Source organism: Sulfitobacter sp. JL08, assembly GCF_003352045.1.
GTDB lineage: Bacteria > Pseudomonadota > Alphaproteobacteria > Rhodobacterales > Rhodobacteraceae > JL08.
The window spans coordinates 3,881,157-3,898,377 of the sequence record NZ_CP025815.1 but is presented as its reverse complement, the minus strand read 5'-3'; the positions used below and the strand labels follow the sequence as shown (position 1 = coordinate 3,898,377).

At 57.8% G+C, this 17,221-nt stretch carries 14 protein-coding genes; 3 read left to right on the top strand and 11 right to left on the bottom strand.

Features of this window, described 5'->3' with window-relative positions; translation table 11 throughout:
- The 8 genes from C1J05_RS19130 to C1J05_RS19095 all read right to left on the bottom strand — a co-directional run bounded on the left by C1J05_RS19130 (position 1) and on the right by C1J05_RS19095 (position 10,850).
- Positions 1-747, bottom strand: coding sequence for a 4Fe-4S dicluster domain-containing protein (locus tag C1J05_RS19130; RefSeq protein WP_114871650.1), 747 nt, complete (start codon positions 745-747; stop codon positions 1-3).
- Positions 744-3,557, bottom strand: a complete 2,814-nt coding sequence (locus tag C1J05_RS19125; RefSeq protein WP_114871649.1) for a molybdopterin oxidoreductase family protein — start codon at positions 3,555-3,557, stop codon at positions 744-746. The genes C1J05_RS19130 and C1J05_RS19125 overlap by 4 nt, the downstream gene beginning before the upstream one ends.
- 118 nt (positions 3,558-3,675) lie before the next feature.
- Positions 3,676-4,698: a phosphate acetyltransferase gene (gene pta / locus C1J05_RS19120; protein WP_114872456.1), complete on the bottom strand. Its 1,023-nt coding sequence runs from the start codon at positions 4,696-4,698 to the stop codon at positions 3,676-3,678.
- A gap of 48 nt (positions 4,699-4,746) precedes the next feature.
- Positions 4,747-6,525, bottom strand: a complete 1,779-nt coding sequence (xsc, locus tag C1J05_RS19115) for a sulfoacetaldehyde acetyltransferase (protein ID WP_114871648.1) — start codon at positions 6,523-6,525, stop codon at positions 4,747-4,749.
- 119 nt (positions 6,526-6,644) lie between these two features.
- A complete protein-coding gene (pdxR, locus tag C1J05_RS19110) occupies positions 6,645-8,105 on the bottom strand; it encodes a MocR-like pyridoxine biosynthesis transcription factor PdxR (protein WP_114871647.1) in 1,461 nt (486 codons plus the stop codon).
- Between the two features lie 264 nt (positions 8,106-8,369).
- Positions 8,370-8,960, bottom strand: a complete 591-nt coding sequence (locus tag C1J05_RS19105) for a CIA30 family protein (protein ID WP_114871646.1) — start codon at positions 8,958-8,960, stop codon at positions 8,370-8,372.
- A gap of 81 nt (positions 8,961-9,041) precedes the next feature.
- Positions 9,042-10,433, bottom strand: a complete 1,392-nt coding sequence (locus tag C1J05_RS19100; protein ID WP_114871645.1) for an aminotransferase family protein — start codon at positions 10,431-10,433, stop codon at positions 9,042-9,044.
- 78 nt (positions 10,434-10,511) lie between these two features.
- The gene (locus tag C1J05_RS19095; RefSeq protein ID WP_162798137.1) at positions 10,512-10,850 is read right to left on the bottom strand and encodes a hypothetical protein; all 339 of its coding nucleotides are present in this window, start codon (positions 10,848-10,850) and stop codon (positions 10,512-10,514) included.
- Between C1J05_RS19095 and C1J05_RS19090 the strand changes: the two genes are divergently transcribed.
- The 3 genes from C1J05_RS19090 (at position 10,849) to C1J05_RS19080 (ending at position 14,020) form a co-directional block, all read left to right on the top strand.
- Entirely contained in the window at positions 10,849-11,838 is a 990-nt protein-coding gene (locus tag C1J05_RS19090; RefSeq protein WP_217621161.1) for a taurine ABC transporter substrate-binding protein, read from the top strand. The two genes, C1J05_RS19095 and C1J05_RS19090, sit on opposite strands and share 2 nt — an antisense overlap.
- Positions 11,839-11,948: 110 nt before the next feature.
- Positions 11,949-12,755, top strand: a complete 807-nt coding sequence (locus C1J05_RS19085; protein ID WP_114871642.1) for a taurine ABC transporter ATP-binding protein — start codon at positions 11,949-11,951, stop codon at positions 12,753-12,755.
- The gene (locus C1J05_RS19080) at positions 12,752-14,020 is read left to right on the top strand and encodes an ABC transporter permease (RefSeq protein ID WP_114871641.1); all 1,269 of its coding nucleotides are present in this window, start codon (positions 12,752-12,754) and stop codon (positions 14,018-14,020) included. Before C1J05_RS19085 ends, C1J05_RS19080 begins: the two co-directional genes overlap by 4 nt.
- A 226-nt stretch (positions 14,021-14,246) precedes the next feature.
- On the opposite strand, the gene C1J05_RS19075 is transcribed toward C1J05_RS19080, so the two are convergent.
- The 3 genes from C1J05_RS19075 to C1J05_RS19065 form a co-directional block, all read right to left on the bottom strand.
- Complete coding sequence (locus C1J05_RS19075) at positions 14,247-14,495, bottom strand: VOC family protein (RefSeq protein WP_254684651.1); 249 nt, start codon at positions 14,493-14,495, stop codon at positions 14,247-14,249.
- A 90-nt stretch (positions 14,496-14,585) separates the two neighbouring features.
- The gene (locus tag C1J05_RS19070; protein WP_114871640.1) at positions 14,586-15,299 is read right to left on the bottom strand and encodes a response regulator transcription factor; all 714 of its coding nucleotides are present in this window, start codon (positions 15,297-15,299) and stop codon (positions 14,586-14,588) included.
- Complete coding sequence (locus C1J05_RS19065) at positions 15,296-17,203, bottom strand: PAS-domain containing protein (RefSeq protein ID WP_254684650.1); 1,908 nt, start codon at positions 17,201-17,203, stop codon at positions 15,296-15,298. The genes C1J05_RS19070 and C1J05_RS19065 overlap by 4 nt, the downstream gene beginning before the upstream one ends.
- Positions 17,204-17,221: the final 18 nt, after the last annotated feature.

Sequence of the window (17,221 nt, the reverse complement as noted above, 5' to 3'; positions counted from 1 at the left end):
TCAGAGCTTCTCCAGCGTTTTATCAAGCCAGCCAAGGAAGCCTTTGGGCTCTTCGATCACGGGGTCCAGAAACGGGGCCAGAACATCGAACTGTTCATAGCTGTCCTTGGGGCGGGGGGGCAGGTATTTGTTGACCGGTTTGGTGCCCTGTTCGGGCATCAGATCCATACCGCCACGATCCGCCACCAGTTTGGATACTTCGCTGTCGGGATCGCCCAGATCGCCGAAATGGCGTGCGTTTGACGGGCAGGTGCGCACGCAGGCGGGCTGGCGGTCATCCTCGGGCAGGTTTTCGTTATAGATACGATCGACGCACAGGGTACATTTTTTCATCACCCCTGCTGCGGCGTCCATTTCGCGCGCGCCATAAGGGCAGGCCCATGCGCACAGGCCGCAGCCGATGCAATCGCTTTCGTTGACCAGCACGATGCCGTCTTCCACCCGTTTATAGCTGGCGCCGGTCGGGCACACCGTGACGCAGGGCGCGTCTTCGCAATGCAGGCAGGATTTGGGAAAGTGGATCAGTTGCGCGGGGCCGGTTGCGGGCTGCACCTCGTAGGAATGGACCCGGTTCAGGAACGTGCCGGACGGGTCCGCGCCGTAAGGATCTTGATCCGACAGCGGCGCGCCGTAGTTTTCGGTGTTCCAGCCCTTGCAGGAAATCACGCAGGCATGGCAGCCCACGCAGGTGTCCAGATCAATGACAAGGCCAAGCTTTTTCTCGGTACGGGTTGGCAGTTCGGTCATTTACCCACCTTCCATTTCAGTTCTTTCGGGCCGGTGCCGACGGGGGATTGGATCGCGTCAAAGGCAGGTTCGCATTCGGTCTGGTCATCGACCTTTTCGATCTTCACCTTCAGGTCGAACCACGCCGCCTGACCGGTGATCGGGTCTGAATTGGCCCATCGTAAACCATCGCCCTTGGGCGGCAGCAATTCGTGGATCAGGTGGTTCAGCAGAAAGCCCTTGGTCGCTTCGGGGGCATCGGGCTCCAGTGCCCACGCGCCTTTGCGTTTGCCGATCGCGTTCCATGTCCACACGGTGTTTTCATTGAGCGCTGCCATATGCGCAACAGGTACGCGGATGGCACCGTGCGGTGAGGATACGCGCGCCCAGTCGCCATCCTTGAACCCGTGTTCCTGCATCAGTCTGGTTGGCAGATACAACGGGTTGCGCCCGTGCAGCTGGCGCAGCCATGCGTTTTGCGAGCCCCACGAATGATACATGGCCATCGGCCGTTGCGTCAGCGCGTTGACGGTAAAGCCTTCGTTGCCGGTCTGGTCGGTTTCATACCAGATCGGCAGCGGGTCCATGCGCGATTTGATCTGGTCGCGCAGATGGTCGGGGGGCTGGCGATCTCCGTGACCTTCGGCGGCCAGCTGGAACTTGCGCATCGGTTCCACATAAAGCTGGAACAGATAGGGCTGGGGCGCGTCATAGAGGCCGATTTTCACGGCCCAGTCCTGATAGGCCATGTTCCATGGTTTATAGTAATCGGCACCTTCGGGAATGTGGCTGACGAAAAAGCCGCCGTTTTCGATGTATTTGTCCAGTTGATCTGGGTTCACATCACCGCGTCCGGTGTCAGAGCCATCGCCGCGGAAGCCGGCCAGCGGGCCGATGCCCGGTTTGCGTTCGTGATTGACGATGTAATCGGCGTAATCCGCGTATTTCTGGCTGCCATCTTCTGTCACGAACCCTGGCAAGCCCAGACGTGCGCCCAGATCGCACAGCGCGGATTGAAAGCCGCGCACATCGCGGTCGGGTTCGATTACGGGCCAGCGGATGGCATCGGCGGCGGCGTCAGCCTCGCAGATCGGGCGGTCCAGCAGGCTGATGCAGTCGTGGCGTTCCAGATAGGTGGCATCGGGCAGGATCAGATCGGAATAGGCCACCATTTCGGAGCTGTAGGCATCCGAATAGATGATGCGCGGGATCACATAATCGCCGTTTTCATCCGTGTCAGTCAGCATGTCGATCACGCCGCGCGTGTTCATCGAGGAATTCCACGACATGTTTGCCATGTACATGAACAACGTATCGATCTTGTAGGGATCACCGGCATAGGCGTTGCTGATCACCATGTGCATCAGTCCGTGCGCCGACATCGGGTTTTCCCAGGTAAATGCCTTGTCGATGCGCGCCGGTGTGCCGTCGTCTTTCAGGGCCAGATCGTCCGGCCCCTGCACAAAGCCCAGATGCGGGCCGTCAAGCGGCGCGCCGGGTGTGACCTTGCAATGCGGTTTTGGGTGGATCGTGGCCGGTTTGGGGTAGGGCGGTTTAAAGCGGAAGCCGCCCGGCACCTCGACCGTGCCCAGCAGGATCTGCAACACATGCAGCGCGCGGCAGGTCTGAAACCCGTTGGCATGGGCGCTGACACCGCGCATCGAATGGAAGGATACAGGCCGCCCTGTCATGCTGGCGTGTTTTTCGCCGCGGAAATCTGTCCATTCCTGCTTGATCTCGAACGCTTCGTCAAAGGCGACGCGGGCCAGTTCGGCAGCGATGGTTTTGATCTTGGCGGCGGGGATGCCGCAGCGGTCTGCCACCGCCTCGGGGGCGTATTCGTCTGCCAGATAACGATCTGCCATCATGTGGAACACGGGCACATGGGTGATGCCGGCGCTGCGATGCGTACCGGACAGATCGGGGCGTACGCCGGGTTTGTCAAAGGCGGTCAGTTTGCCCGTGACGCGGTCGACAACCAGCGGTTTGCCATCGTCGTCTTTCAGGAACAGACCGTATTCCGGCGACTTGGGGTCTGAATCAACCAGAACCGGCGCGTTGGTATAGCGCGCCAGATAATCCAGATCGATCTTGCCCGCCTTCATCAGTTCATGCACCAGCGCCAGAATGAACAATCCGTCTGTGCCCGGTGTGATGCCGACCCATTCATCCGCCACGGCATTATATCCGGTGCGGATCGGATTGACGCCGATTATCTTGGCACCGCGCGCCTTGATCTTGCCGATGCCCATCTTGATCGGGTTGCTGTCATGGTCTTCGGCAACGCCGAACAGCATGAACAGTTTCGTGTGGTCCCAGTCGGGCTGGCCGAATTCCCAGAACGCCCCGCCCATCGTGTAGATACCTGCCGCCGCCATGTTGACGCTGCAAAATCCGCCATGGGCCGCATAGTTGGGCGTGCCGAAATTCTGTGCCCAGAAACTGGTGAAGGATTGCGATTGATCACGACCGGTGAAGAACGCCAGCTTTTCGGGATTGGTGTCACGGATCGGTTTGAGCCAACTGACTGCCAGATCCAGCGCCTCGTCCCAACTGATCTCCTCGAACTCGCCCGATCCGCGCGGGCCAACCCGCTTCAGGGGCGCGCGCAGGCGGGACGGCGCGTTGACCTGCATGATGCCCGCGCTGCCCTTGGCGCACAACACGCCCTTGTTTACCGGGTGATCGCGGTTGCCTTCGATATAGGCCACCTTGCCGTCTTTCAGATGCACATTGATCCCGCAGCGACAGGCGCACATATAGCAGGTGGTTTTGCGCACCTCGTCCGAAACATGCGGCGACGTGTCGAGGGTTGGCTGGCGATGCGGCATCTCTACTCCTTGGCGTTCGGTACACGCTAGTGCGAGACCCCGAATAGCACGACAATTTTCTGTTCACACCCGATCAATCGGAATTCTGTTTTTCAAAACGCGAAATGCGCGGGATGGTCTAGGGTTCTTTCCGGTCAGCTTTGGCAGACTGGGCCTGCACCACGGTTACGGCGATCATGTTGAACACGTCCCGTGCAGAACATCCGCGCGACAAATCATTGGCGGGTTTGGTCAGTCCCTGAAGAATCGGGCCGATGGCGGTTGCGCCGCCGATCCGCTGTGCGATTTTGTAGCCGATGTTTCCGGCATCAAGGTCTGGAAAGATCATGACGTTGGCGTTCCCCGCGATGGCGGAGTCCGGCGCTTTGGTTGCCGCAACAGAAGGCACAAACGCAGCGTCAAACTGCATCTCACCGTCAATCAGCAGGTTGGGGGCTTGTTCCCGCGCAAGTTCCGTTGCTTTTGCCACTTTATCGACATGGGCATGATGCGCGCTGCCCTTGGTCGAAAAAGACAGCATCGCAACCCGCGCGGGCTGTGCCATCATGGCGGTGTAGGATTTCGCTGCTGCCACGGCGATCGAGGCAAGTTCAGATGCGGACGGATCAATCACCAGACCGCAATCGGAAAACACCAATGCATCGATACCGCTGAAATGGTTGTCGGGTAAAACCATCAGGAAAAAGCTGGAAACCAGTGCCGCGTCCGGCGTCTTGCCTATCATCGTGATCGCGGCGCGGACGGTATCGGATGTTGTGCAGACCGCACCGCCAATGGTGCCGTCGGCCAGACCGACCCGCACCATCAGCGCCGCAAAAATCAATGGATCGCGCGCCTGTTCGCGCGCCACGTCTTCGCTGACACCTTTGTGTTTGCGCAGTTCGAAATAGAGGTTGGCCAGATCCGCACCATGCGCGGATGTTGCCGGATCTTCTATCGTAATGCCTGACAAACCGTCGCCGTCTGCATCAGATAATTGTCGGGCCACTATGTCGTGCGGACCGACCAGAACGACCGATGCAAACCCGGCCTTGACCGCCTGAACGGCACCGGCCACGACCCTTGGATCGTGGCCTTCGCTCAGCACAATCCGCGCTGGGCTTGCCGCTGCGCGTTTGTGTATGTCGCGCAGCGGTTTCAAGGTCGTACCGTTGGCAGGCAACGTAATGTCAGGCCGGTTGGCACCGGTTCATGCGCCTGTCTGCGGGTGCATATCGGCGGCAGAGACGCCTGCAACGGCGACCGGTTTCTTCATGGCATCACGGCGGAACGGTTCACCCAGTTCCTGATTGATCATCGCTTCGATCAGGGTGGTCACGCCGTTTTCCATCTGGTCCTTGATCGCCTGGTTCAGCGCATCGGTCAGTTCGTCCATCGTGCGGGCCACGACACCTTTCAGACCGCAGGCATTGGCGATACCGGCATAAGACACGCCTGTGTCCAGTTCGGTGCCGACAAAGTTGTCTTCGTACCACAGGGTCGAGTTGCGCTTTTCCGCGCCCCACTGGTAGTTGCGGAACACGATCTGCGTCATCGCGGGCCATTCTTCGCGCCCGATCGCTGTCAGTTCGTTGACAGCAATGCCGAATGCACCATCGCCCGAAAAACCGACGACAGGCACATCGGGGCATCCGATCTTGGCACCTGCCACAGCCGGAAGGCCGTAACCGCAAGGCCCGAACAGGCCGGGTGCCAGATATTTGCGGCCTTCTTCAAACGAAGGATAGGCGTTGCCGATGGCGCAGTTGTTGCCGATATCGGACGAAATGATCGCGTTCTTGGGCAAAGCCGCCTGAATCGCACGCCACGCCATACGCGGGCTCATCCAGTCGGGTTTTGCGCCACGGGCGCGTTCGTTCCATGTGGTGCCGGGATCGTCTTCTTCGTGGTCCATGCTGGACAGTTGTTGCGCCCATGTGGATTTTGTTGTCGCGATCAGGTTCTTGCGTTCTGCACGGCCATCATCGCCAGCGTTTTCAGGCAGTTTCGCCAGAATGGACTGAGCCACTTTCTTGGCGTCGCCAATAATGCCCACGGTCACTTTCTTGGTCAGACCGATCCGGTCGGGGTTGATATCAACCTGAATGATCTTGGCGTCCTTGGGCCAGTAATCGATGCCGTAACCCGGCAATGTCGAAAACGGGTTCAGGCGTGTACCAAGGCACAGAACAACATCGGCCTTGTTGATCAACTCCATGCCGGCCTTTGATCCGTTATAGCCCAGCGGACCGGCAAAAAGCGGGTGCGAACCGGGAAACGCATCATTGTGCTGGTAACCAACGCAAACCGGCGCATCCAGACGTTCGGCCAAAGCGATCGTATCCTTGATCGCACCTGCGAGGACAACGCCCGCGCCATTCAGAATAACCGGAAACTTGGCATTTCCGATCAGATCGGCCGCTTGCGCAATCGCGGCTTCACCGCCCGCGGGACGTTCGAATTCGACGATTTTGGGAATTTCGATATCAATGACTTGAGTCCAGAAATCGCGCGGCACGTTGATTTGCGCGGGGGCGCTGGCGCGTTTGGCCTGCAGGATCACACGGTTCAGGGTTTCGGCGATACGGGTCGGATCGCGCACTTCTTCCTGATAGGCGACCATGTCTTCGAACAGCTTCATCTGTTCGACTTCCTGAAATCCGCCCTGACCGATTGTCTTGTTCGCGGCTTGCGGTGTGACCAGCAGCAGCGGCGTGTGGTTCCAGTAGGCGGTTTTCACGGCGGTCACGAAATTGGTGATGCCGGGGCCGTTCTGGGCGATCATCATCGACATCTTGCCGGTGGCGCGGGTGTAGCCATCGGCCATCATTCCGGCGCTGCCTTCATGGGCGCAATCCCAGAAGGTGATGCCGGCAACCGGGAACAGATCGCTGATCGGCATCATGGCCGACCCGATGATTCCAAAGGCATGTTCTATCCCGTGCCGCTGAAGTGTTTTGATAAAGGCTTCTTCGGTCGTCATTTTCATGGCTGTGATCCTTCGGAAAAATGGGTGATCGCGCATATGCGGTTAAGCTTGCAAAGGTTTTAGGGCGTTTGGCCAAAGCGAGTTAGGGCCAGATAGGCCCCCGCGATAAGGCCAGTGTATCAAAAGTTGTCAATCGCGGTCTTAATCCGTGCAATCCCGTCCGGTATTCTGGATGCCGGAATTGAAGAGTAGGCCAGACGATAATAATGTTTGGGGCGTCCTGTGCCGCTGAAAAAGGCGCGTCCGGGTTCGATCATCACGCCGTCGCCTAATAGCCTTTTCGCAAGTATATCGGTATCGACGTGGCTCGGTGCCTGCATCCAGAAAGACGACCCCCCGAACGCACCCTGACCGGCGATGCGCAATCCTGTTTCGGCGATGGCGGTTTCCATCACGCTGCGCCGTTCATGGAACGCCCGCCCCATGCGCCGGATCAGGGCATCGTAATGCCCAAGGGACAGGAAATAGGCAGCCGTACGCTGGATATGGCCGGGCGGATGGCGCAATACGCTGGCGCGCAGGGCGCGGGCCTCGCGGATAAAGGGTTCGGACCCGACAAGGTAGCCAAGCCGCAGGCCCGGAAACAGCGATTTGGAAAAGCTGCCGACATAAATAACGCGCCCGTCCGGATCCAGTGATTTCAGCGCGGGCGAGGGCGGTTTGAGAAAGGACATTTCAAATTCGTAATCGTCCTCGACGATCAGCGCCTCCATCTGGCGGGCCCGTTCCAGCAACGCGCGCCGCCGGTCCAGAGGCATCGTTGCCGTGGTCGGGCATTGGTGGCTGGGCGTTGTGAATATCACATCGGTGCCGGGGGGGATGGCATCGGGGGGCAAGCCATCCTTGTCGACGCGGATCGGCGATAAATGGCAGCGCGACTGGGTCAGGATATCGCGCAGGGCGTGATAACAGGGGTCTTCGATGGCTGCGGTGCGGCGCTGCGTCAGCAGGATTTGTGCGGTGAGCCACAATGCGTTCTGTGCGCCCAGCGTGATCAGAACCTGTTCCGGGCGGGCGTTGATGCCACGGCGCGGCAGGGTGTGGCGCACAATGAATTCGATCAGTTGCGGATCGTCCTGATCGTAATAATCCGTGGTCAGCGGTGTGAAGTCTTTTTGCCCCATTGCCTGCAGGGCGCAGTGCCGCCAGTTCGCGTGATCAAACAGCGCAGGATCGGCCTGTCCGTAGATGAAAGGAAACCGGTAGCGCGCCCAGTCCTGCGGTTTGCTGGGGGTATCGCCGCCGGTGTACCGCCGCCCGATCGCGCGGGCCCAATCGACGGCATCCTGTTGCGGAGCAGAGGGTGCGAAATCGGGGGGGATGGGTGCATTGGGGGATACAAAATATCCTGAACGACCCTGTGATGTCAGATAATCGTTCGCCAGCAGTTCGGTATAAGCCAGCGTGACGGTGATGCGGCTGACGCCCAGATGGTTGGCCATCTTGCGGGTAGAAGGCAGTTTTTCGCCCTTGGTAAATCGCCCGGATAATATGCCCTGCGCAATCATCTGCTGTATCTGCGCCTGCAAGGTGCCTTGCATGTCAGGTTTCAGAAAAAAGGTTTCAACAGGAAGCGACATTTGTCGAGTGTACTTTGGACTTAGGGCCAGTTCAATCTGGACTTATCAGGAAATGAAACCGCAGGGAATTCTGGTGAAAAAGCCACGTAAGCGTCGGGAATCACTAGGGAAAATTCGGATATGAAGCTGCATTATTGAGACAATTGGTATCAAAAATGTTCGGCTTGTAAGTGGAGAATCATGTCATTTCGGGTGAAAAACGTGCGTTGGCAGATCCGCGCACGACATTCGCACGTCAGCGCAAGCCATGGCCGGTTGCCGCTGTTATTGCGCGGCATAGGTTCCGATCGACTGAACGGACACATCGGCCAGATGGTCCCGACCGTAGGCCACGATACCAAGCGATCGGATGGCCTCGGGTTTGACCTGATCCGGCAATATCGATCCGGACGCTTTGAACCGGTCCAGCGGAATATCGACAATCTGCCAGTTGGCCGACGTGTCAAACGGGGCCTGATAATATTGCCATGGAAGGCGTGTTGATGTCGTTCGCAGATGAACGAAATACTGTTGTCCGTTGCCGCGCACCCGCAAGCGGATGCCAATTGCAGTCGGGGGCAGGCCATCGGGCAAAGCCGTGCGGACCTGGATGAAGCCACCGCGGTTTTCCGTGCTGACTGTTCCGGTGAGTTGAAGGACAGTGGAACCGTTGCGGTTCTGTAAACCTGCCTGCCCCTCGGACACGCCGCCCATCACGGTATCGGCAAGATAGGTCCAGGAATAATCCTGTACCGGCTTTTGATCGTCCGCCATCAGATCGCCCGCCCAAAGATGCCCCGCAACCAACGCAACCGGTAGTGCAAGCCATGATCGACGCGACACAAGCCGTGTGGTTTGGATGTTCAAACTGGTCATGAAATGCAAAATGGCCCCGAACCGGTAAATTTCAAATACCGTTCGGGGCCAATTTTGTACGTGCCGGAAAACCGGCCGGATTTAGCCGAAAACGCGACCCAATGCGCCATCAATGGCGGTTGTAATCTCGTCGATGTCATCCGGCGTGGCGATCAGCGCGGGCGACAGGCACAACGTATTGTTGTAGCCGGGTACCGACCGGTTGGTCATACCAATGATGACGCCCTGCGCCATACAGTCGGCTACGACGGCGGCCACCTGTTTTTCCGGCATCGGTGCGCGTGTTTCGCGATCGGCGACAAGTTCGGCACCGCAGAACAGGCCTTTGCCACGCACCTGACCAATGGCAACGTGTTTGTCTGCCAGCGCATTCAGGTTGTCGATCAGACGGGCACCCATCGCTGTGGTGTTTTCCAGCAGGTTTTCGTCTTCAATGATCCGCAGGTTTTCAATGGCCGCAGCCGGGCCGGCGGTGCACCCGCCAAAAGTAGAAATATCGCGGAAATAGTTCATCGGATCGTCCGCGTTGTCCTTGAACTTGTCAAAGACGCCTTCGGTTGTCACCAGACAGGCAATCGCGGCGTAGCCCGAAGCGACGCCTTTGGCCATTGTCACCATATCGGGTTTGATGCCGAAATGCTGATAGCCGAACCACGTGCCTGTGCGCCCGACACCGCACACGACTTCGTCGATATGCAGCAGCACTTCGTATTTTTCGCAGATTTCCTGGACCCGCTCCCAATAGCCTTTCGGCGGCGTGATCACACCACCGCCCGCGGTAACGGGTTCAAGGCAAAGCGATCCGACAGTTTCCGGACCTTCGCGCAGGATGGTCGCTTCGATCTGGTCGGCGGCCCACTGGCCGTAGTTTTCCAGATCGGCCCCGTCCTGTTCAAAACCGCGATATTCAAGGCAATGCGGGACACGTACAAATCCGGGCGTAAAGGGGCCGTATTGCGCGTTGCGTTCATCCTGACCACCGGCAGACAGCGCGCCGATTGTGGTGCCGTGATAATCGCGATCACGGTACAGGATCTTGTATTTCTTGCCGCCATATTTTGCATGCGACAGTTGCCGCACCATCTTGAAGGCTTTCTCGTTCGCCTCGGAACCGGAGTTCGTATAATAGACGCGGCTCATTCCCGGCATTTTTTCGATCAGCTTTTCGGCAAAGATCGCGCCAGGGATCGACCCGGCCGAGCCGGCGAAATAGTTCAGCTTGATCAGCTGATCGCGCACGGCGTTGGCGATGGATTCGCGGCCATAGCCGACATTCACGGTCCAGACCCCGCCGGAAACAGCATCCAGATGCTCTTTGCCCTTCTGATCCCAGACGCGCATGCCTTTGCCTTCCACGATGATCCGCGGATCCGTAGATTCGAAGGGTTTATGCTGAATCAGGTGGTGCCAGACATGCGCCTTGTCGGCTTGCACCACATGACTGATATCATTGTCTTTAAACGTGCCGTCCATGATGTGACCTTTCTGTGAAGAAGGAATGCCAAACGTTATCTGGCAGTAATATGCCCGTAATTTGATCAAAAATCACCACTAAATTGCGACTCTGGATAGGGCCAGTTGCGACATCCCTGTAGGGCCAAAAGCGTTCACGTTCCCAACAAAAACTGGCGCAATTGCGCGGCAAATACATGATTTCATGTTAAAAAGACCAATTTCGGGTTTCCGATACCGGAATACGCATTCTTCAAACTCGCGCGGATCGTGTGAAAAAATGTTGATCGGCGGTGCCTTTTGCGTTGGGATCACCGGCAAGCACAGGTTTTCACCTGATGCGGTGCTGTAATCGCACAAGAGGCGGACAACCGCCCCCAATGACAAACAAAGCCGCTTGAAGGCGGCGATCAAACCGGGAGAATCTTCTATGAACATGAAATCGAAACTGATGGGTGCCGTTGCTGGTGTTGCCATGCTGACAGTCGCGAATGCCGCTTTGGCGGACATCACCGTTGGTTACTTTCTTGAATGGCCGATGCCGTTTCAGTACGCGAAAGTGAACGGAACATATGACGAAGCTTTGGGCACAACCGTGAACTGGGTCAGCTTTGACACCGGCACAGCGATGAGCGCCGCGATGGCATCGGGCGACGTGCAGATCAGCGTCAGCCAGGGTGTACCACCCTTTGTTGTGGCAGCATCCGCCGGTCAGGATATCCAGATTGTCGATGTTGCGGTGTCCTATGCCGACAATGACAACTGCGTCGTCGCCAGCGGGCTTGAGATTGACCAAGGCAGCGCGTCCGAACTGGCCGGCAAGAAAGTGGCCGTGCCACTGGGCACAGCCGCGCATTACGGCTTTCTGAAACAGATGAGCCACTTTGGCGTCGACGTTGGCAGTATGGATGTTGTTGATATGGCCCCTGCCGAAGGTGCTGCGGCACTTGCACAGGGATCTTTGGATATGGCCTGTGGCTGGGGTGGCGCGCTGCGTCGCATGAAAGAGCACGGCAACGTATTGCTGACCGGTGCCGAGAAAGAAGAGCTGGGCATTCTGGTGTTTGACGTTACCAGCGCGCCGGCAAGCTTTGTCGCCGAAGAAGGCGACATGCTGGCGAAGTTCCTGAAAGTGACGGCAGACGCCAACGCAATGTGGAATGCCGGATCGAACCGGGATGAAATGCTGGCCGTGATCGCCAAAGACGCCGGTATGGATGTCGATGCCACGGCTTCGACAATGGATACGTTTGTGTTCCCGTCCGTTGACGACCAGTTGTCCGGCAAGTGGCTGGGCGGTGGTAGCCAGGAATTCATGAAAGGCGTCGCCGACGTGTTCGTGGAAGCAGGCAGCATCGATGCCGCGATGGACAGCTATGAAGGCACGGTCAACACCGGGCCGTTGCAAGCCGCGCAAGGCATGTAAGCCAGTTCGGATCGGGGGCACGGCACAGGCCGTGCCCCCGTTTTCGTATCATCTGAATACCGGTGTGCAGATCATGCACACGTCCGACTGCATTCCTTGAGGGAGAGCCCATGTCCGGATTATCAATCGAAAAAATTTCCATGCGATTTGACCTGCCCAATGGCGGGTCCGTTCAGGCGTTGAAAGATGTCAGTCTGCACCTCAAAGAGGGTGAACTGATGTCGGTGCTGGGGCCATCGGGTTGCGGTAAAACCACGTTGTTGAATATCCTTGCGGGGTTTCTGGCCCCGACCGAGGGCAAGATCGTGATGAACGGGCACGAGGTCCACGGGCCGGATGCCGAACGCGGCATGGTGTTTCAGCAGGGTGCTTTGTTTGAATGGATGTCGGTGCGCGAAAATGTCGGGTTTGGCCCGTCGATGAAGGGCATGCCCAAACACGACAAGGCCGAGATCGTCAATCACTTGCTGGATGTCGTGGGCTTGCAGGAATTCAAGGAAAAGGCGGTTTACGAATTGTCAGGCGGGATGCAGCAGCGCGTGGCACTGGCCCGCTGTCTGGCAAATGATCCCGATGTCATTCTGATGGACGAACCGTTGGGCGCGCTGGACGCGCTGACGCGTGAAAAGATGCAATCGCTGGTTCTGAAACTGTGGAAGGAAACCGGCAAGACGATCATTCTGATCACCCATTCCGTGGAAGAGGCATTGTTGCTGGGTGAACGTTTGTTGGTGATGGCCCCGCGCCCCGGACGTATTCACAAGGAATACCGGCTGCCCTTTGCGGAACTGGGTGTTGGTGCTGATCTTCGCGAGGTGAAGAAGCACACGGATTACGCCAAAACACGTGAAGAAATTCTGGGTATGATCTGGGATATGGAAGAAGAAATTATGGGCCGTACGGAGGAAACAGCATGATCCCTCTGCTCATATATACCGCCATTTTCGCTGTTTCTTTTTACATCGTGACGCGGGTGGCGCATCAGGCCGCCAAGAATGATTACACATCCCTGAAGACCGTGACATTCGGTGATGAAAGCGCCGTAACGCCCAACCGGATTGCCGGTGTGATTTCCATCATCACGATTTTTGTTATGTGGGGTATGTTTACCGGATCGGCGTTACTGCCGTCGTTCATGCATGCACCCGGCCCGTATCAGGGCACGACCAGTTTTGTGTACACCGCCGAAACCGCGGACGGGCAACGCGACGATGCAACGGTGACGGTGCTTGTTCATGGCCGCGACGAAAATCCAGACGCGCCCGAAGTGTCCGGTTCTGACGGGTTTGCGAAAGACGATTCGGCAACTGTGGCGGCGTGGCGCAGTGTTCTTGTGTCGGTCGACAAAAACGATGACGTCAAGAAAAGCGATGGCGCGCAGATTGTTGCCATTAACGGTACGCCGGTATCGCCGGGGCAGTCTGTCGAGATTGAAGGCGGTGTCGTCAGTCTTTCGGACAAGGGCACGCCCAATTTCGAGCCGACAAAAGGCTGGCAGATGGAACCACTTTACCTGCCATCACCAGAGGCGGTCTGGGAGCGGATGATCAAGATATCCAGCGAAGGTTTCCGCAACACGTCATTGCTGGGCCACCTGGGCTGGTCGCTGTTTCGCGTTGTCGTCGGGTTTTTGCTGGGCGCACTGGTGGGTATTCCGCTGGGCTATGCAATGGGGCTAAGCAACTGGTTCCGCGGCTGGTTTGATCCGATTGTCGAATTCATGCGTCCCGTTCCGCCACTGGCATTGATCCCGCTGGTGATCATCTGGGCGGGTATCGGGGAAGCCGGAAAAATCATCCTGCTGTTTCTTGCGGCGCTCTGGATCATGGCGATTGCGGCCAGATCGGGCGTGTCGGGCGTGAAGATCAGCAAGGTGCACGCGGCCTATTCGCTGGGGGCCAGCAAATGGCAGATCATGCGCTATGTCATCATCCCTAACAGCCTGCCGGAAATCTTTACTGGCGCGCGGGTTGCGATGGGCGTGTGTTGGGGCACCGTTGTGGCGGCTGAACTGGTGGCGGCGGAAAAAGGCGCGGGCATGATGATCATGGTCGCATCCAAGTTCCAGAACACCGATATCGTGATCATGGGGATTATCCTGATCGGGATCATCGGCTTTGGAATCGACATGCTGATGCGCTGGGCCGAACGGATTCTGGTGCCGTGGAAGGGCAAAGGCTGACGCCTGAAGTCTTGCCAGCGTCCTAAGTCAAAAGAACAACCGCCGCCGGACAGGATCTGGCGGCGGTTTCCGTTCGTACTGTCAGGCGGCAGCGCCGGTGCGGTTAGACGTGCTGGTCTACCAGAATCGGGATGCCGTCCGGATCAATCACCACAAAACTTGCGGGGCCTGTGCCGGTCTCGTCGGCTTCGCTTTCAAAGCTTAGACCGCTTTTGCTTAATGCTTTCTAAATGTCCCGAACATCGGTGAAATCCTTCAGCGTGTTCGCATCCTGATCCCAACCGGGATTGAAGGTAAGCGTGGTTTTTTCGATCATGCCCTGAAACAGACCGATGATGCAGACACCGTTTTTCAGGATGGCCCACCCCTGATCGGGATCTCCGCCAAAGGCTTGAAACCCAAGCTTTTCATAAAACGCCATGCTCGCGTTGACGTCTTTGACATTCAGGCTGATTGAAAACGCGCCAAGTTCCATCTGTTGAGTCTCCTGTTGCTGGCTTTTCCCATGCTACTTCATTTGTGCAGTTGGGGCACACAGGTGATCACCAAACGGCTAGGAAACGCATTAATCCCACTGCACGTCACCCAGAAAGATATAGCCGGCGCCGTATATGGTTTTGATCAGCCGCGGATTCTTGGGGTCTTCCCGCAATTTGGTGCGCAGGCGCGAAATACGCACATCCATCGCCCTGTCAAAGCTTTCACCGGCGGCGCCCCCCAGGGTTTCCTGCATCAGATCGCGTGAAATCAGCCGTTTTGGCCGTTCCAGAAACAGGCGCAGAACTTCGCCTTCAGCGTGGGAAAACGGGGTTTCCTGCCCTTCACTGTCCTTAAGCAGGTATTGGTCGAAATGTGCGGTCCAGCCATTGAAACGGGCGGAATGGCCTGCCGGTGTTGCGGCTTGCCCGCCGCGAATGCGTGCCCTGATGCGGGCAACCACTTCGGCGGGATCGAAGGGTTTGGTAATATAGTCATCAGCGCCAAGTTCCAGCCCGGTGATCCGGTCCTGTACCTGCGTTCGCCCCGAAATGATGATGACAGCCGCGCCCTGTTCCAGCGCCAGCCGATGCACAAGGGCCAGCCCGTCGGTATCGGGCAGCGAAAGATCGACAAGGCACACATCGGGGCGTTGCGTTTTCAGCGCGGCTTCAAACTCGCGCGCGCGGCCAAAACAAAGGGTGCGGAACCCCGCTTCATTCAGGGCGTCCGACAGAACGTTTCGCACGTCGGGTTCGTCATCCAGTATGGTCACAAGCGGTGCGGCGGGATCACTGGTCATTCTGCGGCTTTCGGGGCAATAAGCGCCGCAAGCGACGCGGTATCAAAAGGTTTGCGCAAGACAGCGGCGATCGACAGGGCCTGTTGATGCAGGGCGTGATCGGGCGGCAGCGATGTCATCAAAACGCAGGGTACACCGGTACCGCGCATTCGGTTTACAACATCTATGCCGGTTCCCGCACCTTCGATCAGAATGTCGGACAACACCATGGAAATGTCTGGCAGGTCGGCCGCAAGGGCAATCGCCTCATCCGCGGATGTGGCCTCGATCACGGAATGGCCAAGATCGATCAGCATATCGCGGACGTTGGCGCGGATGTCATCGCTGTCCTCGACCAGCAGAACCAGACCGCAAACAGCATCGGGCGCAATGCGGTAGGGCAGGCGCAATGTTACAATCGCGCCACTGCCGGTGTTGCCAAACCGCAAATCCCCGCCGGCCAGTTTGGTCATGTCATAGACCATCGACATGCCCAGACCTGATCCTTCGCTGCCTTTGGTGGTAAAGAACGGATCAAGCGCCTGTTTCAGGGCATCGTCAGAAAAGCCGGGGCCGGTGTCTTCGATCTGGAATTCGATCCAGGTGTTGTCCAGATTGCGGGCTGTCAGGCTGATGCCGCCCTGCGCCCCGCAGGCATCGCGCGCATTCAGGATAACATTCAACAGGCTGTCCTGCACCATGCCGACGTCCAGCAGTATATTCGGCGCGCCAGGGTCCAGCCGGTTTTGGATGTTCAGTGACACGCCTCGCGGTAAGGCGGGGCTGGCCAGAATGTTCAGATCGTTCAGCAGTTCGGCCACATTGCAGGCGACGGGGCGCAGGGTGCGGTGGCCTGTCATATCCCCGATCCGGCCCAGCAGCGATCCGCCGCGCCGCGCAGCCGCCAGTGTCGCGTCAACCAGATCGGCGGCGCCTTCAGGCAGCGGCATGCGCTTCAGCTTGCTTTGCATGCCCAAAATAATGGTCAGCAGGTTGGAAAAGTCATGCGCTAGGCCGCTTGTCATCTGGGCGGCCAGTTCGCGTTTTCGGGTATGTTGAAGGGCGACGCGGGCCTGGGTTTCTTCGGTCACGTCCATCGAAAGAATATAGACGCCGCCCTTTTCGTCGGGGGTAAACGCGGCCCTGATCCTGCGTGAACTGGGTTTGTCGGTGAATTCGAACACGGATGATGTGCCGCAATAGGCCTTATCAAGATAGGGTTTGATCCGCCCGAACGCAGACCCGCCCAACGCATCGCTGATGTGCAGCCCAAGAATACTGGAAGGTCGCCCCGGAATGACCGAACTGAGCCGCCGGTTGGAATAGGTATAAATGCCGTCCGAACCGACATGCGCGATATGAGCCGGCATCATTTCCGTGGTCAGACGTGTGCGGGCTTCGATTTCTGTCAGCTGGTGTTTGGCTTCTTCCAGCGCGTTTACGGTCGCTTCCAGTTTACGGTTTGTGGCAGACAGAGCTTCGGAATGGGCCAGAAGCTGTTCGGACAATTCCTCGGATCGGGCCCGCAACAGAACTTCGTGTTCCTTGGTGCGGGTGATGTCGGTATAGACAGTGACCCAGCCGCCTTGCGGCAAGGGCGCGCCTTCCACGGAAATCGTTCTGCCATTGGCGCGGGTGCGTTCCATATAGTGCGGTTTGAAATCGCGTGCCCGTTCCACGCGGGTTTTCACAAAGTCAGAGATATCATCGACAGGCCCGTACTCTCCGGCTTCGACCAGATAGCGAATGACCGCTTCAAAGGAAACGCCAGGCTGCACCATCGCATCGGGCAGATTGAACATCTGCTGCATCGGGCGGTTTATCTTAACCAGACGCAGGTTGTGATCAAAGATCGACAGGGATTGCGCGATCAGGTTCAACCCTGCGGTCGTCAGAGCATTGATATTGGGTGTTTGCTGTTCCACGCGACCCTCCGTTGTGAC

What these genes read in the sequence shown, in the direction of transcription:
- C1J05_RS19130 (WP_114871650.1), bottom strand. Translation starts at nt 747, where the DNA reads ATGACCGAACTGCCAACCCGTACCGAGAAAAAGCTTGGCCTTGTCATT.
- C1J05_RS19125 (WP_114871649.1), bottom strand. Translation starts at nt 3,557, where the DNA reads ATGCCGCATCGCCAGCCAACCCTCGACACGTCGCCGCATGTTTCGGAC.
- xsc (WP_114871648.1), bottom strand. Translation starts at nt 6,525, where the DNA reads ATGAAAATGACGACCGAAGAAGCCTTTATCAAAACACTTCAGCGGCAC.
- pdxR (WP_114871647.1), bottom strand. Translation starts at nt 8,105, where the DNA reads ATGTCGCTTCCTGTTGAAACCTTTTTTCTGAAACCTGACATGCAAGGC.
- C1J05_RS19105 (WP_114871646.1), bottom strand. Translation starts at nt 8,960, where the DNA reads ATGACCAGTTTGAACATCCAAACCACACGGCTTGTGTCGCGTCGATCA.
- C1J05_RS19100 (WP_114871645.1), bottom strand. Translation starts at nt 10,433, where the DNA reads ATGGACGGCACGTTTAAAGACAATGATATCAGTCATGTGGTGCAAGCC.
- C1J05_RS19090 (WP_217621161.1), top strand. Translation starts at nt 10,849, where the DNA reads ATGAAATCGAAACTGATGGGTGCCGTTGCTGGTGTTGCCATGCTGACA.
- C1J05_RS19095 (WP_162798137.1), bottom strand. Translation starts at nt 10,850, where the DNA reads ATGTTCATAGAAGATTCTCCCGGTTTGATCGCCGCCTTCAAGCGGCTT.
- C1J05_RS19085 (WP_114871642.1), top strand. Translation starts at nt 11,949, where the DNA reads ATGTCCGGATTATCAATCGAAAAAATTTCCATGCGATTTGACCTGCCC.
- C1J05_RS19080 (WP_114871641.1), top strand. Translation starts at nt 12,752, where the DNA reads ATGATCCCTCTGCTCATATATACCGCCATTTTCGCTGTTTCTTTTTAC.
- C1J05_RS19075 (WP_254684651.1), bottom strand. Translation starts at nt 14,495, where the DNA reads ATGGAACTTGGCGCGTTTTCAATCAGCCTGAATGTCAAAGACGTCAAC.
- C1J05_RS19070 (WP_114871640.1), bottom strand. Translation starts at nt 15,299, where the DNA reads ATGACCAGTGATCCCGCCGCACCGCTTGTGACCATACTGGATGACGAA.